The 16,278-nt window shown below is 38.4% G+C and carries 12 protein-coding genes; 4 read left to right on the top strand and 8 right to left on the bottom strand.

The features are described 5' to 3' along the window. Positions 1-119: 119 nt before the first annotated feature. Positions 120-299: a hypothetical protein gene (locus AAW12_RS23180; RefSeq protein WP_156167745.1), complete on the top strand. Its 180-nt coding sequence runs from the start codon at positions 120-122 to the stop codon at positions 297-299. Positions 300-514: 215 nt separating this feature from the next. Further along, the gene (locus AAW12_RS23175) at positions 515-928 is read left to right on the top strand and encodes a hypothetical protein (protein WP_046676018.1); all 414 of its coding nucleotides are present in this window, start codon (positions 515-517) and stop codon (positions 926-928) included. Positions 929-963: 35 nt separating this feature from the next. On the opposite strand, the gene AAW12_RS23170 is transcribed toward AAW12_RS23175, so the two are convergent. Then, positions 964-1,809, bottom strand: coding sequence for a penicillin-binding transpeptidase domain-containing protein (locus tag AAW12_RS23170; RefSeq protein ID WP_084823300.1), 846 nt, complete (start codon positions 1,807-1,809; stop codon positions 964-966). A gap of 190 nt (positions 1,810-1,999) precedes the next feature. On the opposite strand from AAW12_RS23170, the gene AAW12_RS23165 reads away from it, so the two are divergent. Then, positions 2,000-2,494: a GNAT family N-acetyltransferase gene (locus tag AAW12_RS23165; RefSeq protein ID WP_046676017.1), complete on the top strand. Its 495-nt coding sequence runs from the start codon at positions 2,000-2,002 to the stop codon at positions 2,492-2,494. A gap of 194 nt (positions 2,495-2,688) precedes the next feature. Here the strand turns inward: AAW12_RS23165 and AAW12_RS23160 are convergent, their stop codons facing one another. The 5 genes from AAW12_RS23160 to AAW12_RS23140 all read right to left on the bottom strand — a co-directional run bounded on the left by AAW12_RS23160 (position 2,689) and on the right by AAW12_RS23140 (position 13,434). Continuing rightward, the gene (locus AAW12_RS23160; protein WP_046676016.1) at positions 2,689-4,587 is read right to left on the bottom strand and encodes a hypothetical protein; all 1,899 of its coding nucleotides are present in this window, start codon (positions 4,585-4,587) and stop codon (positions 2,689-2,691) included. A gap of 234 nt (positions 4,588-4,821) precedes the next feature. Then, entirely contained in the window at positions 4,822-5,250 is a 429-nt protein-coding gene (locus AAW12_RS25850) for a hypothetical protein (protein WP_053003948.1), read from the bottom strand. 3 nt (positions 5,251-5,253) lie between these two features. Then, positions 5,254-8,724, bottom strand: coding sequence for a DUF6443 domain-containing protein (locus tag AAW12_RS23150; protein WP_046676015.1), 3,471 nt, complete (start codon positions 8,722-8,724; stop codon positions 5,254-5,256). A gap of 78 nt (positions 8,725-8,802) precedes the next feature. Next, on the bottom strand, positions 8,803-12,612 hold the full coding sequence (locus AAW12_RS23145) for a DUF5977 domain-containing protein (protein ID WP_156167744.1): 3,810 nt from the start codon (positions 12,610-12,612) through the stop codon (positions 8,803-8,805). Positions 12,613-12,861: 249 nt separating this feature from the next. After that, a complete protein-coding gene (locus AAW12_RS23140; protein ID WP_046676013.1) occupies positions 12,862-13,434 on the bottom strand; it encodes a hypothetical protein in 573 nt (190 codons plus the stop codon). Positions 13,435-13,781: 347 nt separating this feature from the next. Between AAW12_RS23140 and AAW12_RS26365 the strand changes: the two genes are divergently transcribed. Continuing rightward, the gene (locus AAW12_RS26365; RefSeq protein WP_156167743.1) at positions 13,782-13,922 is read left to right on the top strand and encodes a hypothetical protein; all 141 of its coding nucleotides are present in this window, start codon (positions 13,782-13,784) and stop codon (positions 13,920-13,922) included. 651 nt (positions 13,923-14,573) lie between these two features. Here AAW12_RS26365 and AAW12_RS23130 read toward each other — a convergent pair. Together AAW12_RS23130 and AAW12_RS23125 are read right to left on the bottom strand one after the other, a co-directional pair. Next, positions 14,574-15,365: a hypothetical protein gene (locus AAW12_RS23130; RefSeq protein ID WP_156167742.1), complete on the bottom strand. Its 792-nt coding sequence runs from the start codon at positions 15,363-15,365 to the stop codon at positions 14,574-14,576. A 51-nt stretch (positions 15,366-15,416) separates the two neighbouring features. Next, on the bottom strand, positions 15,417-16,229 hold the full coding sequence (locus AAW12_RS23125; RefSeq protein WP_046676010.1) for a hypothetical protein: 813 nt from the start codon (positions 16,227-16,229) through the stop codon (positions 15,417-15,419). Positions 16,230-16,278: the final 49 nt, after the last annotated feature.

Here is a 16,278-nt window from a genome sequence, read left to right as displayed (position 1 = left end):
TTTAAGATTCTCTGGATTTAGTGCTGTTAATTTTCTTACAAATGTTGTTCAAAAGTTGACGGCTATTCATAATTTTCATTCCGGAACAGCATTTGTGGCATTCGCGCCAAATGAATGTCATGAAAAATTTGAGCGAAAAGTTCACACACTTCAGGTATAAGGAAAAAGACCAAGAGAATTTTTGTGCTTGGTTTCACCCTTGTTTTCAAACAAGTCAGGATGTAGCGGACTTAAATGACCTTTACAAGTATCTGGATGATGAATGGTTTGATGACGATGTAATTGAAACTGACGACTAACTACCGCATGGGGCATTTGTAAAAGTCATCATCTAAAATCTATAGCGCATTTTTTAAGGATAAATTATTACTTTCGTAGAGCATATTTGACCAAATAATAAAAAGCCTAGTGAAAAAGCTTGCATAATTAACCGTAAGCCCGTTGATTTGAGAAGTTTTAATAACTACCAAAAACTTGACGCTTTTTTTTACTTTTCGATCTAACAACACCAATTATGTTACATAGCCTAAAATGGTCTTATATCTTTAAGCACTGGATAGGTACTCTCCTATTGGGTACTACACTTTTGACTATATCTCCAGGATCTAACCCGTTAAATTCTTCTGGTATTGGTACGACGATGCTCTTTTTGATACTTTGGTTTTGGTATAGCTCGCTTTATTCCATTCCTACACTGGCATGTTATATATTGGCATTCTGCTGGTTTAAGAACAATACACTCAATGTCAATTGGATCAAAATGACTTTAATACTAATTACACTGGCTGGAATTACAATGACAGTTGGACTAACAGTGCAATCAATAGAGTCGGCGATATATTATTCGATCGCCGCAATAATTACTGGGATATTGTTTAAGATTGAACTTTTGTCAACTTGTTCAAAGAATCATACAACATTGGATTAAGACGCGTAAAATACCCCTTTCAATCACACTATAATTTATTGCATTATTTTAAGATCTCGAAATACCTTTTTGGTAATTTCCTTCCTACAGCTGGAAAAATCTGATCTATTGAATTTACGGTCCTGTATAAGTCGTGTGGCGAAGAAATACACATTTTGACCAGATTCAAGGTATCCTACCCACCACCCTATGTTCGTATTATGTTCCTTTGTCCATCCAGTTTTTGACCGTATTAGAAAATCTTTTTCTTTCTCTGTAATCATTACCTTCTTGACAATATTCATATTTCGTTCAGAAAAAGGCAAATTCCCATCATATAATCGTTTCAAAAATTCAACCTGATTGACAGGAGAAATACCCATTGCTCCAAAATTCCAAAAATCTTCTCCTTTTTCTCTGAGATCGACATTTCCATAGCCGGATTCTCCTAAAAACTTTTTGTAGGTAGATCTGCCTATTTTCTTTGCAAGCTCAATAAAAGCCCAGCCTGCAGATACCTGAAAAGCTTCTTTTACTGAAATATCTCTGTAGATATCTGGACGATAGCCATATTTAATGGTATCTGTTGATCCCGGCCATTTCACCACAGCATTTTCATCTTTGACTGTATTTGTCTCTAACGCGATGAGCATATTGATAACCTTAAACGTAGATGCAGGTACACTTTCAATCTTGGAATCCGATGTATCGGATACAAACCAGATGTCATTTCTATTATCATAAATAGCTATAGTCCCGCTTACCCCACATTCCTCAAAATACCCCTGAATATTGGGCATTACGATTTTCGTACCTTTAGAAAACATCCCTTTTGTCTGTCCATTTACCCCAGAAACATAAAAGGCGACTATAAACATCAACAGTGTAACTCTTAATATCATCTTTATAAAATAGTTATCAGAACTGAAAAATTCTTGTTGTAATTCATCACTCAGTCTTCTATTCAAGCCCACATAGGATAAGTTAATACTATTTTTCTAAATTATTAACTTTGAACCAATATGCTGCAAGTAACTATTGATCTGTCAATGATCAGCAGTTATTGATAAATAAACATAAAATTTATAATTTATGGAGGTCATGAAATCGGCCGGAGACCGTATAGATATCATATTGAAAGAAATGTCTGTAAAAGATTCTGAGTCATTTTACCGATTGTACTTTGAAGATGAATCGACCATTCAGGACCAGACAACCAATGAGGAGCATACGAATCCGGTACAGTTTACAGAACATATTTTATCTCTTTGTGAGGAACTCTACAGTATACGAACTGTGGAAAATAAGCATATAATTATTGGTGACTGCGCCTTGCACCACTGGAATCAGGAAGAAAAGAAAATTGAGATTGGTGGTTCTCTGCTGCCCAAATATTGGGGAAAAGGAATAATGTCTGCAGCCTTTGAGTTGTTGATAGCATTGGCAAAAGAAAAGTACCAGGTAAATGTTTTGGTAGCAAAGACTGAAATGACGAATCTTAAAGCACTGAAATTTGCTGAAAAATTGGGTTTTCAGAAGATGAGTAATGATGGAGATATCATTATTCTTGAAAAACGGGTTTTATAGTGTTTTTGTACACAGTAGAGGGAAACTAGTGCTTTGTAAGCGGCACATGTGAAATACCGAAAAGTCTGTGAGGAAGCTTGAAGCGGCATGAAAAACCATGAAGCAAAAATGCTTCCCTCAGTTCTACAGAGGGAAGCTTAGGATTCGAAGAAAAATCACCTAGTAAAGAGGATATCTTTGTGAACGCAACAGAGCTAAATGGCTTTCCATACGCCTGGAGTACCACTGGTTATACAGATCCATCCTAACTCAGAATTTGGAGCTGTAACTGAATTATTATACAACAGATCTCCGGCAACATAATTTCCATTTGTAGGCATATTGTCCGCATACGTAATTTTTCGCCAACCGTTCCAACTCTGGTTTCCTCCTTTTTTCTCCCATTTGACATTAGAGGAAATATCCGATATAGTACTTCCAAATGATGCCCTAAGATGAATATTTCTCGGATCTAAACTCCCAGCATGTTTAATCACAATTTCGCCATATTCTGCTGTCGAGTGGACTTGAATGTCATTGATATTCCGAGATATATTTTCTGTTACATGTAAGACATCAACAGCGGAATCGGATTGAAACATATAGTCGATATAACTCTTATTGATTTCGGTTTTATAGAAACTGTTACCATTGAAACGCACCTCTTTAAATTTACCCAAATTGAAAAGAAACCCACGATGTGACATATAAGCGGCAGTATGATCGGTATTGCCACAATCTGTAAAGGAGTTATTAGAAATATCAACGGTGATATCAATATCCGAACTACCATTAAACAAACCCAAGCCACCTGGAATTTTCTCTAGCTGGTTGTTTCGTATGATAACATTTTTAACGTTCTTAACGTAAAAGGAGGGATTTGAAAGACTCGACGATCGCTCTCTTGTATTTTCGACAATATTATTTTCGATGACTATCTTACCAACTGGAGTAAGGGTATTCGTATAGGCATCAATAAGAGGGAAATAATAGGATTGTGTGACAATATTGTCTGCAATCAAAATATCGTCCAATACGCTATTATTTCTTGACCATATTTCTGCCAGCCTACCGATAGTATTACATACATTATTTGCATATATAGAACTTTTTTGGCTTTCATTCATTGCGGCTATGACAAATGCCTGTTTGAAATTCTTTATGACATTACCTGTCACTATGGAGGCTGAAGAATGCAATTCGACCGCTGTTGAGGTTGGGATCAGTCCTTCTGCTATAAAATCCCTTTCATTAATAAAACTATTGTTAGTAACCATCGGATTCTCCCCACACAAATAGATGACAGAGTGATCAGTTTGAGCATTGTTTCCACTAATCCCATTTCCAAAATTCTTAAAGACATTGTTGGTTATAACAATATTATTTGCAAACCTACTCTGAACTCCATCGCCAAACAAAAGGCTTTGACGCGCTGGATTATTTAGAATTGTATTTCCCGAAATTGTGATTCCGTCACTATTAAAAAAACATCCAATAGCAATACAAAAATTCATTACCGCTCCCGGCACAAAGTTATTGACTCCATTAAAGTCTAAAGTCAAATCGAAAACTTTAAAATTATTAATGGGGCCGTCTGCATAAATGAATTTTACATTTGCCGCCGCAGTATCCAAAACATGATCCTGCAATTTCAAAGTCGCCCCATTCCCTTTGACGGTAAGATTAGATATCATCAAAAATAGTACATTATTGGGCGTTGAAAATTTCCCTATACTATACGTTTTTGGAAGAAATTCAAAGACTGTTGATTTGCTTTTTACGGCATATCGATTTGCATTAATAATAGCAGTCGAATCATCTGTCAGGCCATCTCCTTTTGCCCCAAAATATTCAGGGAAAACTATATCGAAATGATGAACCAGTTTACTCCCGACTGTGGTAACAATGACACTCCCGCCGTCGTCAATTCCGGGGTCAGGGGTTGTTGGCGCTAAATAATAGATAATCGGAGCCGGTGTATCCCCTTTTTCATAGTAGCCTAATAGTTTTACTCCCGCATAAATTGGGTTAGTTCCTTTTAGTCCATCGATTTCAACTGCAGAAAGACCTCTCATCTCTTGCATCGTGTTCTTAATTAAAAATTGATTTGCCATATTCTTTTGTTTTTATGTGTATGACAAAAGTATGGCTGCAAGTTGGGCTATCGGAGGAAAACAAGGTGTATGTAAGCGGTATGCGGGAGATACCGAAAAGTCTTCAAAGGTAGGCAATAGACTTTTCAATAATTTAAAATAGTAGAATCAGCACTGAAGAACTAATAATCACGCAGCCCAATCATCAGATCGGGCTGTATAGATTACAAATCGGAAAAATTGATATAATAGCATTTAATCTTCACTAAATTTTGAAATCAATTTTTCTTTGATATCGATAGAAAAATATAAGTGGTGTCTTTTATAGCTGTTATTATCATAATACTGCTTTTGAAACTCATCATAATTATCATTTTTATATATCACTATATTTTGATATCCTACTATATTGACAGTTTTATCTTGACCCGAATATAGCGCAAAATCAGAATTTAAAAGTTGCTTGTCAATAACAATTGTTACAAAATTGTCATTGGTCGTTTCAATATATTTAGATGGCTTGAAAATTGAATAATGTTTATCAAGTGTGATGATACATTTATTACCTAATCTTTTCCAAACGGTAATGTAATGACTATCATCAAGCCTATATATAGACCTAGACTGATCAAATACTAGAAGTAACAGAGCAATAATACCAATGATTTTAATAATTGTTCTCATTTTTTACTTATTATACATAAAAGTTTTTTGTCTAAAAAGACTTATTCCTGATTGATGCCCAAGATATTGTGCACTCTGAGTTGTCATTCCCTCAGCCGCTAACCCCATCTTTTGATAACTTTCCAAGAGATTCATAACAAATCTGGCCTCTGCCCAAGATATCCCCTTTCTGCCTGCAATAAACCCTGCCGAGTAATTTCCAACATCTCTAGCACTAGCAATCTTCCCTAAAAAACTTACGCCACGATAAAGATATGTAATTGGCACCTTATAACTAACTCCGCCATATCGTTTAAAGTCATATTTTTTTCCTCTTGTCCCATTTACCATGTAAGAAAGGATATTAGGGTCTTCCTTCTTTATATATTGATAAAAGAAGAAATCTCCAGTATCATTCAGATCAATCATCGTATTCTTAACTACCTTTCCATCATCATCAAAGAATGAGTATTCTGTTAACATCTGTCCAATCTTTTCACCTGTTCGCTTTCCCTTGCTATCAACTACATAAATATTTTTGTCAGAATTTCTCGTGCCACCAAACACCTTATATTTACCATCTTCTGCTTTCTGTACTTCAAGGTCGTCATTATCCTGTTCAGATTTCAACATATCGTAAATCCCGTCAATATCATCACCTGTATAAGTGGTACCAATGCTAGTGTGTACAACCTTTGTTCCATCAGGATCAATAAAACTTAGAGGATTGTTTACCGTATAATTATAAGGAGACCATAGCCTATACTGTTCAGCTAATGGATCCAGCACATTCCATCTGCCAATCTCTGCATCATAAAACCTTGCTCCGTAATCATACTGATCTCCAAGCTCGCCCTGTATCTCCTTTCCATTATAAAGATAATTATTATTTCCACCTGCTACAATCTTACGTTTGCCAAAGGGATAATAATTATCCCGTTGCGCCACATCAACCGCTGTAGCGTTACTGCCACGTTTCAGTGTAGCACGTACATTGCCGAGATGGTCTGTCAGATTAAAATGATAAATATAATTTGTTCCACTTTTTAAGGCATAGCCCTCCGAATTATGTATTAAATCAATAGCACCATTATTATATTCAATTCCTTCAACATAGTCTCGTGTCGTGGTGATTATGTTAGATGCAATGCCGATCTTAGAAAGCTTCTGCAACTTCACTCCGGCAGCATTATACAAAAATGCCACATCCACCCCTGCTTTATTAGCCGTTTGCGGTAAGTTAAGGTAATTGTACGTGATAACCATACCCATACGGTCAGTCTTGGCATTACCATTAGCATCATAGGTATAATTACCGGATAAGCCACCGCTCAGGCCCATGAGTTTATTCCCCGCATAGGTATAGGTAGTGGCAGCAAGCGCATCGCGTTTTAAGGTCTTGATATTGCCCATACCAAGGTCATCGTAAGTAATCACTTCCGCTATGCTTGCTGTGCCTGTTTGACCATTACTCCCGCTAGTCAATCTGTTCAGCCGATCATATTGATAGCTAAAGGTATTGGGCAAAGTGGCATCCTCACCCCACAATTGCTGGCTGATATTGCCATTCCACTGCGGATTTGTACCGTCCTGGTATTTCAGCTGCTGGCTGAATTTTGGGGAAGTACTTTTTGAAAGCCAGCCCCGTTCATTGTAGCTATACGTAGTGGTGTTGACGAATGAAGCCTCCGTGCCAGACTTGCCCACGGCTTTACTTTTCAGCTGACCGATCTCATTATAATTATTGGAAGCCAAGATTACTTCCGCCTGTGACCCGATCCGCTCCTTTGTTGAGATCAACCGACCCACATGGTCATAATCATTGCTGCTGACAATGGTTGTCGCAGATCCCGTCGCAGGTGTGTGTAAACGGGTACTAGTTTTTAGCTCCCCAGGAAAATTATATGTATTGGTCACATAATCTGTTCCTCCAAGATGATTCTTTGAGGCAGTCTGGATAACCCGACCATAATCATCATAGTACAGCAATGTAAGTAAGGGCTGGGTGCCATCTGTCCTATAGACTTTCGTGCCTGTTAACAGTGACATGATCTTGGTACTTTTGGTTACTCCACTGACAGGAAGTGTGGCCGATCCGGTAAATGTATAGTCATCGTAATAATTGACCTGAAGCACCGTCATATTGTCTTTGTTCTGGGGGATAGTATTGTTTGTATACCCCTCCAAAACAGTCCCTCGCTCTTCCCACATCGGTCCCGTAAAGTCTGCTAATGCTTGCTGCAGATAATCATGATTATCTCCGACATGACCTTTTTCAACTCCTGTCATAACCACCCGTCCAAATGCGTCGTATTTAATAAAACTCCATTCCTCCCGTTTGAGCTGCTCAGGATCACGTGTGAACACCACTTGGTCGTTCTTATTATAGACGAGATAATCCCAGCCCCGACCCGGGATCTTCTTCTTTATTACACGCCGACGGCCATCGTATTTATAAGCGTAAATATAATTGTCAAAATCAACATAAGTGGGATCCGTGGAAAGCTCGCTAAAACCGTTACCCGTCACTGCAGAGGGGATAACATAACGCAGCGCACCAAAATCATCGTAAACATAATATGTGTTTAGCGCTTTGCTTTCGCTCTCCCAAACCCGTTTCAGTACCACACGCCCTTCAAAATCTTTATATTCGTCCATCGAACCGCTGCGATCAGTCGTATTTACCGCATTTTCATCCCTGCTGGTGGTCCGATAAAGCTTCCCCGCAGGATAGTTCGTTGTACCAGTGGCGCCATTGGCCGTTACCGTCCATAGCTTAACAACATCGAGGCCAGTAGCAGTGTTGGTTCCGTAGTTTGTTTTTACCGTATGCCCCGTGCCCATGGTTGCTAATGGTTGCCATGCTGCCCCGGGGGCCCCCTGCTCTAAGACACGGTTCAATGGACTATTCTCAAAAACAGTCACGGCATAGGGACTTGAGGTCGTTACTACAGCGGCGTCCCAGCTTACCCCATCTTTATAAAAGTCTGATTGTGTAGTTTTGGCTACCGTCCGGAAACTGCCGTTGCCAGATTTCTCCGCATAAGGTAAATACTTTATGCTCTCTCTCCCGAACCCGTCGTATTCAATATGCTGCACAATATCCTTAAACGTAGGGCTAGCCATCAACTGAACCGTTTGGCTCGGCCGGCCTAGACCATCAAAATATTGAACTGTCTGATTCTCCTGCGCGATCGTCCGTTGGCTGGCCAACTTAGCCAATTTCACTGTATCCCGAAAAGTCCGTGTCAGAATATAGTTTTGGCCTACTGTCGGTGTGCTGATAAGATTCTGAACTCCCGCTATACTGATCGTTACAGTTTTTCCAGCTGGTTGCACAGGGATATAAAATCCATCCTTTAACGTAATACTCTTTAGTGCCTGGATACTTGTCTGACCGCTATAAGAAGTCAAGGGAAGATCGTCCACCAAGGCCTGACCATGGACTACAGGAATACTTATTAGAGATAATATGCTGATTATAATTTTTTTCATAATAGTCTAGCTTAATTAGAGCTGTAATGATAATAATGCTTTTTTCATTTCTAAGTTTTTTAGAAGCATGAACAAAATCTATTCACAAGAATCACTAATAACAATTGAATTATATCCACTCGTTATAACCAAGTTATCTCTCGTAGCATAACCGTTATACAATGGTTCACAAAGATTGGCGGTTCCACCTCGATAGCTCATATAAAAGTTTCCAGATTCGGTCGGACCGGTCATAACAACTTCGATACGACATTCGCCCAGAGGTACATACATAATACCCAAAGTACCAATCTCACCATTAGCATTCGCTGTGAACGTGTAATTTTTCTTGGGTGTAAAAAAAGTAATGGAAACAACATTGCCGGGATAGCTGTTTTTATAAAATGAAACCTTCGCCATACATTCACCAATATTATTCGCATATGTCTGTCCAGTAGTATTTACCTCAGTAAGGGCCTTGTTATCGGCATCCAACTGCGATATTGTGGAACTGTATTTTCCGCCGGCCACGCTATACTTTTCGGTGCTTCCCACGAGCCCAGAAGAACAATTGTTTTTCGCGATATCCCTTGAAAGATAGTTATTATAATAAACGGGTGCCGTATAATTGCCACATGTTCCTGTTCCGTTGGCATGGTTTTGTCCCTTTTCTGCAATTTCATTGAGGGCAAACTGGTTTGCCTCGGCAACACTTTTTACGGACAGATACTTACCTGCCGCCACCTGATACACCACAGCACTTCCCGTTTTGCCAAAATCACAATTATTTTTTATAAATGTCTTTGACTGCATAGTATTGGTATAATAGCAAACCCCATGCGTGTTAGCATATTGCTGCCCGTTAGCTGCAATATCTTGTGCAGCCATCGCATCAGCATCAGCCTGACTAACGGCAGAAAAGTAAACACCATTCGGCACTACATAACTCATCTGCTGTGGTACCATATTCACTGGACATCCAGTTTTGGTAAAATTCTGCGTTTTTAGGACATTTCTGAAAAGTTTCTTATTATTCGTCTGGGCGTTATATGCATAGGTTTTTATGTAATTACCATCAGCCCTCTTTGTTGCCGAAAGCCGATGTAACGCATCATACTCATAGCTGACATCCTCCCCAGTTGGACCTGTTACTGATGAGACACCGATAAGTGGAAAATGGGTAAAAGTAGATACTGAGACGCCTTTACCAGCCAACTTGCCCCTTAGATTAATCAATTCCGCCGCAATCGTATTTTCTGATAATAGCGTTGGATTAAACTTAGCTGTATCAATATTGTATTTCAATTTTAAATCGTCGTATGCCCCCAGGCCAATGATATGAGCTACAGGGTATCTCCTCCGATAGCCCCAAATAAAAGCTTCGCCTGCTTGGTTTTTGGTTATTTTAAAAAGTGGATTTCCATTGTTATCGATTTTAAGCAATTCCTCCTCTTTTGTAAATCCTCCACCCAACACCAAACTGCCTCCTGTTTTAGTGACTGGGACAAAATTTAACACAGGGTCTACCGCATTGAAACGATATAAGCTCCTAACATTATTACTCCCAGGAAATATGGTCTTAAATTCGGCACCAACAGTATATTCTTTTGTGTAATTCTCAGCAAATTTTGCAATATGTTCAGTTTTCAAAAGATAATCCTCAAGAATATTCCTCTGCTGCATTTTCAACACATCCTGCGTAATCACATCAGTGCCCGTCAAGCCGGTATAAAACGAAGGATATATAAATTTTGTAATATGTTTATCTTGATTACTGCCTACAGAAGTCGAAGTCGCTAGTTGTTTTTTCTCATTATATGTATACAGTTCATTGCTTGTCAAAGGAATGCCTCCCCTATATTCAGTAATGATTGTCTGTTTCAATACTTGTGTCCCAATATTGAGATCGTACGCCCTAAAATCGTAAACAGATTCGATATTGGCATACAGGTTAGGAACAGGAGTATATGCGTCGGCAAAAGTCGCAAACGGTCGTATTTTAATACCTTTCAGATTCTGCTGGTTAATTGTTTCGTAATTATATTGTTCGTTTCGCAAAAGGTTACCGGTATTATCCTTGATTTCCTTTTGCACAAGAATTGACTGATCCCATAAGTTATAAGAAGATATAAACCCTGTAGGATGTTCCCTGGACATTGTTCCATTAAGTATTCTTGAAAAGAAGCTATTGTTTATACCGAACCCTTGGTTCCATTGGATAGGTGTACGTTTCTTAAAATAAGATATCGTAGAGCCATTTCCATTGGATTCAGTTACCTTAGCATAACTTACAACATTATACTTAGAAAAAAACGGATCATTATCAAAAATAACATCACTTGAATATAGCCTCACCCGCCCACAATAATAGCTGGGTTGCCTAACATCTAAATAGAGCGCGACCTTGTCCTCACAGAACATACCGGCATCTATTTTTACGGGAATATCGCCTTCAGCATAAGTATATGTTGTTCGTTCCGACATCATCCCATTATTATTATAATCTTCAATACTTTTAAGTCTAACACCTGGCCCTGTAACAGTACTTGTCCCATCAAAAAATTCGTTGGGTTCATAAAAAAAGCTTTTATAACCGCCAGTAGGTAAAAAGACACGAGAAAGACAAAAAATATTGGAAGCAGAACCGTCTAAACTCCGATTACCTGACAAATTCATAAAGAGAGATTCATTCCTTAAATTTTTTAAGTTATATCCAGGCTGGGAAGGATCGATGGTATAGAAAATATCATTTCCGCTTTCATTTGGTATCGGCACATTACTGTTGAGCTGATCAGTAAACATTAAGTCTCCCCAGAAATTAGGCTTTGTCCTGTAATTGTTAGTGTTTCCGTGTCCATTATAATCAAATCTATATTTGATCATTTCTGAGTCGTTTTTCCCGGAAATTCTAATTGAATCGAGGAATATAAAGCCAGACTCCGCAGATTGGTAAAAAATCACCTTTTTTACCCGCTTCTTAGCAAGATCATACATACAGATTGAATCCACTAAATTGGCATTCGCTCTACGATAGAACTTTATAAATCCATCTTGACATAAAATAGAATCGATAAAATTGGTACTTTTAAAGCCTCCGGACTCACTTGATACCTCATTTAATATCGTTTGTCTAGGGATCGCCGGATATCCCTGATCAGGAGTTTCATTTATGACTAGGCTTCTTTGACCAGGATTAGATTCGTTAACATTACGAAGAACGTACTTAAATTTAGCCCAATTATTTCCTGGTGTTGTAATTTTGGTCAAAGGCCACCCGTTCGCTCCTCCTTTTCCCTGATAATAGGAGGAAAGCAATTTCTCCTGCAATTGTACCCCAGTCTCCGGATCAACGCCGCATGTAAAAAGATTACCTTTAGAATCGTACATATCTATACGAGAAACACCGTCTTGAGCATCAACCTGAAAATTAAATTTGAAGAGTTCACTATGGGGGGTAAATATCTTATTCTGCGCAAAATTATCAACAATAAAACTCCCTTGTGCACCAGGAATTGAATAGTCAAAAATATCATACTCGCTGTCCATCAGGGAATATCCACTCGTTAAAGGTAGTCCGCCATTGGTAACAAGACCTTCCGTAAACTGAGTTAGCTTCTGATCCCGCAGCAACTTATTTGTTTCATTTACATAGCTATCTATTTGTGTCCCGCTTGGGCGTACATAGTGTTCATCCGGTCGGCCATAAATCGTTCTGACGATCCTGAAGTTGGTTGAAAGCGACCAATCTATACCTACGTCTCCAGAAGTGCTCCCATATTTGACTCCCCCCCCTGTGTATGTGAGGTCTATTGGCAGTTCTATAGAATTGTCTATTTTAATTGTCATTAAGTTAATAGACACTTGATTGGTACCATTTTGTTGCGATCCCCCCGCATGGATTTTTTTCATAAATTCGCTGGTATTCACCGACGGTGGGACTACAATATTTGACGAAAAAGTCTGACCCTCGGCGAACTTTGTATAAACGCTCAACAGTAATAAAATAACTAAATAAGAAAGTCTACATGATGACATAGCTAACTGGCTTTGATATGGTTGTTAATAATTGACTATTATCTTCCTATAAAAGGTTGATTTAAATAAAATATGTAATACATTATGACAAGTGAAGAGCTCCCCATTTCCTAAAGGGTTCTATTATTTACCGTCATTAAAAGCAACTTTAATTTCCTGCGCCCTTATTTTACCCTTGACCGACAGTTTTCCTGTAGGCGCTTCTGTTCCAACCCCCACGTTACCATCCAAATAAAATAAATTAGCCGCATTATACTGCCATTGAAAAGATGAACCAAAAAATTGCGGCACAACGGTACCATTACCTGTATCGTAAAATTCGACAAATGCTTTTACTGAATATCCATTAGCGTGGTTGGTATACACTTTAACAACATTGTCCTCCACGATAAGCAAAAGATGATTGGAAGTTGAGCCTGCGAGTGCAACTGCCCTGATTTGCCAAGTTGTTGTCGGAGAGTCGTACCACACCAGATATTCAGCACCGGTGCGCGTGCCTATCGGACTCACAGCTAGTTTTACACGATATAGACCGCCAACCTTCAACGGTTGCCCGCCAGCATCTGTGAGCTCAACTTTGGCTGTAGCGCTTACGCTAACGGTCTTTATAAAGGTTGATGTCTGTGCCATTGAATTGGAAATACCAACGAGAAAAAGCAACAGGAAAATAATCTGATAAACTAGAATTTTATTCATACGTTTTTTATTTCGGTTAGCTTAAGTCACGTAAATGGATCACCTCCCGGTTCCAGAAACTATATATTATATTTTTTCTCAGCCTAATTGTGTAGAGTTTAACTTTCCATAAAACAAACACGACTCGCTACAGGTTAATAAATTATTGATATATTTATAAATACAAATTTATAAATTCACAAACATACTTTAATATTATTTTTAAGTTAATTAATTGAAACTTATTACGAGTTAAGCTTAAAAATTATCCCATATAATTAAAGAATAAAACAATCTATTTATGCCCGCCGCCACTCCTTTAAGTAGAAATTCATACAGATTCACAATACTTAACGCATCAATACTACATGAAAAGATTTTTAGCTATACTTCTACTATTTTCCTGCTGCTTTGCTGCCTGTTCCGAATTTAGAGAATATCCTTTGGAGAAAGAAAGTGTCGAACTGTTAGCTCCCATGGACAGTCTTTCCACACAGACAGTGTTGTAAGCTTTTATTGGAAGAATCATCAAGATGCAGACAAATACCGCCTCCAAATTGCACGTCCAAACTTTGATTCTATCCAAAAAGTAATAGTAGACACAGTAACCACATTGGATCATCTGAATCTTACAGTGAGCCCAGGAAAATATATCTGGCGCGTGCGACCGGAAAATTCGGGCAGTGAGATCAGGGCCCTCGGGTAGCACAAAAGAATTTTGCCCGAAATGTAAGTGATCTGAGTTTTTACAGTCAAAAGAAAACAACAGCTTTGTTCCCATTGGATGCGGAGTTTAAAAAAAGTCTGAAGCGTATCACTTCCCAATGGCCGCACCCATTACTATTTTACAATATCATATTGATTTATATACTCGGTATATCCTGTCGTAACTTTAGCATTCGTACATCCGATGATATTATTATTTCTACAAATAGCTATTGTAGTATAATTGAGACCAACTCCATTAAAGAAATTTCTTATTGTATTTCCTTCTGTAATAGAATTTCCGCATAGGCCATAACCGGAGGAACGCCTCAAAAAGATCTATGTCGGATAGCTCACCATTAAAACCGGAACTCCCCTAGGTACGGAAAGTAAAAAAGCACCTTAGTAAACTAAGGTGCTAGCTTGTTTGTTAATTTGTCAATTTCTAGATTTTACTACAGTTTATATCCAAAGCCAAGGCCGATCCAGGGCTTGTTTTGAAAAACCCAGTCTTTTCTCGTCCCGAACATTTTGTCAAATCCAACAAATGCGCCAAAATTGAACCTGCTGCCAGCCTCGTATGTCACGCCAAATGCCGCAACTGTCCAGCTGATATGGTCAGACGGTTCATAACTTTCATCTCCATCTGATCCTTTCGGTACATATTTATCGTTACTAATTCCAGTTCCCAGCAGTAACCTAATAAAATTCGCTTTATAGGGGTTGTTGTTCACACGGATTCTATATCCCATCGCATAGGTCAAAGATACATTTGCAGTAATATTATCTAGGGTCTTAGAATCGGCAAATCTATATTTAAATGGTATCGTTACTGGTAACGCCGTGAGTTTTTCACTTGCTAGATACTTTTGGTATGGTTTGATATCCTTTTCAGCATATTGAAAATAATAATCACTGATATGATCTGTATTGTTACCTTCATTATCAAAAACAATTTTGTTGCCCTGATATTCGACAACCGGCAATATGCGGATAATATCCTTTATGGTATCATTGAGTAAAGAATACCTCAAAAAATGCCCCTCCCTGGGGGAAAGAATATACTCTGTCTTATCATCCTCTTCCGGAAGTCCGGTTTTCGGATTGTAGGCTTTCTTTACCTTAAGATCCGTTCGAGTCTTGTAAACATTGACATTTCCGGTAACAGATCGGAGAAAAGGCAGTTGCTTGGCGCATGAAGTCAGCAAAAGCACACTGACTCCCATTAAAAATAGATTTCTTTTCATAAATATAATAGTAGTTAATAACACCTTCAATATAACACTAGGCTAAATTGATTAAGTATTCAGGAAATCCTCCGCTTGCCTTTTTTGATCTTTTGTGGGTTCTACATTGTCGTCAAATATCTGAAATCTGGCATAGGCAGATTTTATCGTCGAAATGTTATACTTGTTTTTAGAATTAGCGATCGCCGTAGCCATACTATTCCGCGAAACAATATTTCTCATCCCATAAAGAATGCCCCTTGCGTCAGTAAAGATATCTTTATTGTTATCATCTGAAACAAACACCTGAAATGGTTTTGGCTGCAGCTCGGTGGCATGTTGCGACATGTAAGTTTTAACTGTATCGACCGCATCCAGAATCTTTTTATAATTGGCAAAATTAAAATCTCCGGGCCCCGGTAGAACAGCTAAAATATCGGGCTTATTGATACCAATCCCATTTATTTCATATTCTACTTTAACTAACCCTAATTCACTACTGGCTGCAATAGCTCCAAAGTTGAAATTGACGTTTGACTTAGCTTCGGAAACTTTTAATACCACTCTGAGCCCAGCGCCCCAACGTGTGCCATAGATCTTGCCACCGATCGGGGATTGTACAGTTTTTTCCGTAAAAATCATCGCTTCATAGGATAGAATAAATGAACTATAGTTACCTCCGATAGATCCTACCCCTATCCCCAAATTTGCGGCCAATTGAACATTAAAGGTACTTTGTAATACCCTGAACTGAGAAAATGGATCTGTTCCGGGATCTAATTGTATTGGTTTTAATTCATCGCCGTTATCATCAAATGCCAACGCTGAAAATGCCCCTTTGTCTGTCAACGTCGGGTTAATAGGATACCATAATAAATTTGTCATGATTAATAGGTTTATAAGTTAATAATTTAATATTGTATTTATCAGAAAA

The sequence above is a fragment of the Sphingobacterium sp. Ag1 genome, assembly GCF_000988325.1.
Taxonomy (GTDB): domain Bacteria; phylum Bacteroidota; class Bacteroidia; order Sphingobacteriales; family Sphingobacteriaceae; genus Sphingobacterium.
Note: the sequence above shows the minus strand (reverse complement) of the source record. Positions and strands in the feature narration are given on the sequence as shown.

Excerpts from the sequence above, each read along its gene's own strand:
- AAW12_RS23180 (WP_156167745.1), top strand. The coding sequence starts at position 120 with ATGAAAAATTTGAGCGAAAAGTTCACACACTTCAGGTATAAGGAAAAA.
- AAW12_RS23175 (WP_046676018.1), top strand. The coding sequence starts at position 515 with ATGTTACATAGCCTAAAATGGTCTTATATCTTTAAGCACTGGATAGGT.
- AAW12_RS23170 (WP_084823300.1), bottom strand. The coding sequence starts at position 1,809 with ATGATATTAAGAGTTACACTGTTGATGTTTATAGTCGCCTTTTATGTT.
- AAW12_RS23165 (WP_046676017.1), top strand. The coding sequence starts at position 2,000 with ATGGAGGTCATGAAATCGGCCGGAGACCGTATAGATATCATATTGAAA.
- AAW12_RS23160 (WP_046676016.1), bottom strand. The coding sequence starts at position 4,587 with ATGGCAAATCAATTTTTAATTAAGAACACGATGCAAGAGATGAGAGGT.
- AAW12_RS25850 (WP_053003948.1), bottom strand. The coding sequence starts at position 5,250 with ATGAGAACAATTATTAAAATCATTGGTATTATTGCTCTGTTACTTCTA.
- AAW12_RS23150 (WP_046676015.1), bottom strand. The coding sequence starts at position 8,724 with ATGAAAAAAATTATAATCAGCATATTATCTCTAATAAGTATTCCTGTA.
- AAW12_RS23145 (WP_156167744.1), bottom strand. The coding sequence starts at position 12,612 with ATGAAAAAAATCCATGCGGGGGGATCGCAACAAAATGGTACCAATCAA.
- AAW12_RS23140 (WP_046676013.1), bottom strand. The coding sequence starts at position 13,434 with ATGAATAAAATTCTAGTTTATCAGATTATTTTCCTGTTGCTTTTTCTC.
- AAW12_RS26365 (WP_156167743.1), top strand. The coding sequence starts at position 13,782 with ATGAAAAGATTTTTAGCTATACTTCTACTATTTTCCTGCTGCTTTGCT.
- AAW12_RS23130 (WP_156167742.1), bottom strand. The coding sequence starts at position 15,365 with ATGAAAAGAAATCTATTTTTAATGGGAGTCAGTGTGCTTTTGCTGACT.
- AAW12_RS23125 (WP_046676010.1), bottom strand. The coding sequence starts at position 16,229 with ATGACAAATTTATTATGGTATCCTATTAACCCGACGTTGACAGACAAA.